The organism is Pseudomonas agronomica (genome assembly GCF_025917275.1).
In the GTDB taxonomy this organism is placed as follows: Bacteria; Pseudomonadota; Gammaproteobacteria; order Pseudomonadales; family Pseudomonadaceae; genus Aquipseudomonas; species Aquipseudomonas agronomica.
This window is the reverse complement of record NZ_JAOSHO010000805.1, coordinates 1-1,483: the sequence shown is the minus strand read 5'-3', so window position 1 is coordinate 1,483 and position 1,483 is coordinate 1. Positions and strand designations below refer to the sequence as shown.

Here is a 1,483-nt window from a genome sequence, read left to right as displayed (position 1 = left end):
CAGCGTCCACCATGCCGCCGAGCGCTACGCCCGGGGAGGCGTGGGGCAGGCCGGGGTGCGGACAACGCCTTTCGATGCCTGGATCGATGATTGGCAATTGACGACTCAAGCCGCTGGCAATGATGCCCTGGCGGCGATGCAGCTCAAGGCGCGTGACGCACACTTCAATTATGAATTGCAGCTCACGTCGACACGTCCGCTGGTCCTGCAAGGCGACCACGGCTTCAGCCAGAAATCCGAGCAGGGCCAGGCGTCGTATTACTACAGCCAGCCGTTTTTCCAGGCCCATGGTCACCTGGAAATCGACGGCCAGCGCTACGAAGTCAGCGGCCCTGCCTGGCTTGACCGCGAATGGAGCAGCCAGCCGCTGACCGAAAACCAGACCGGGTGGGACTGGTTTTCGTTGCACCTGGAAAGCGGCGAACAGGTGATGCTCTATCGTATGCGCCATAAGGAGGGCGAACCTTATCTCACGGGAACCTGGATCGATGCCCAGGGCCAGGCGACGACATTGCATGCCGACCAAATCAGCCTTGTACCGCTGGACACCGCCAAGGTCGAAGGGCGTTCGATGCCGGTGCGCTGGTCGGTCAAGATCCCTGGCAAGCAGCTCGACATCACCACCCGCGCCCTGAACCCCGGGGCCTGGATGAACCTGCGTATCCCCTATTGGGAAGGGCCGGTGCAGCTGAGCGGCAGTCATGGCGGCAACGGCTATCTGGAAATGACGGGCTATTGAGAATCGCCGGAACTCCCCGCGACCGTCGCCCCTCATACCTTATGAATGCCTCGCGGGAGCCCTTCATGAGCGATGACCTCAAACCACCGTCGCTGGCCGATTGGCAGCGACTGTTCGACGACAAGGCTTACTTCCAGCAGTCACCCGACGCTCACTTCACCGAGCTGATGCGGCTGGCAGACGACCTGTTCGGCCTGGGAGAGATTGACCTGGACCGCTGGCAAGAACTGAAGACAAGGGCCGAGGAACTTCACCAGCGCTCGCCGGATGCCAACGTCGCGGCTGAAGTGGCAGACCCCGACGCCTGATTTTCTGGCGGCCCTTTGAGCAGGCTCGCTCCCACAGATGAATGCATTCCAATGTGAGAGCGAGCCTGCTCGCGAAAAAGACAACTCGATTCGGAATCAAGACGCCAGCGCCGTCATCCAATCCCACGCCAGCAGTTGGCAATACAGCTCAAGGAAATCAAGATGAAACCCACTTCCGACCCAACCGAACAGAACCCCGATAAACCGGCCCTGCCCGGCGAAGTGGAGCGGGACAACGACGCGTTGCGCCCCAACGACCCGGCCAAGCGTGAGCAGCGCAAAGGTAATCCCGATGCGCAGGAAACCGATGCGCAGAAAACGGCTCGGCGCGATTGAGCGAGCTACTTTGCAAACCGAAGCAATCGAGTCGCTGGATGAAACAAAAAATGGACGGAGCTCACGGAAATATTCCGCAAGCTCCACTATCATTGAGTCC

3 protein-coding genes are annotated in these 1,483 nt (G+C 60.3%); all 3 read left to right on the top strand.

What is annotated here, in order from left to right:
• Positions 1 to 739 (top strand): lipocalin-like domain-containing protein (locus OC610_RS27300; protein ID WP_264432531.1); only part of this gene is annotated, 739 nt, incomplete at its 5' end.
• A gap of 65 nt (positions 740 to 804) precedes the next feature.
• Positions 805 to 1,047: a hypothetical protein gene (locus OC610_RS27295; RefSeq protein ID WP_030142095.1), complete on the top strand. Its 243-nt coding sequence runs from the start codon at positions 805 to 807 to the stop codon at positions 1,045 to 1,047.
• A 162-nt stretch (positions 1,048 to 1,209) separates the two neighbouring features.
• A complete protein-coding gene (locus OC610_RS27290) occupies positions 1,210 to 1,383 on the top strand; it encodes a hypothetical protein (protein ID WP_264432528.1) in 174 nt (57 codons plus the stop codon).
• Positions 1,384 to 1,483: the final 100 nt, after the last annotated feature.

What these genes read in the sequence shown, in the direction of transcription:
- OC610_RS27295 (WP_030142095.1), top strand. Translation starts at nt 805, where the DNA reads ATGAGCGATGACCTCAAACCACCGTCGCTGGCCGATTGGCAGCGACTG.
- OC610_RS27290 (WP_264432528.1), top strand. Translation starts at nt 1,210, where the DNA reads ATGAAACCCACTTCCGACCCAACCGAACAGAACCCCGATAAACCGGCC.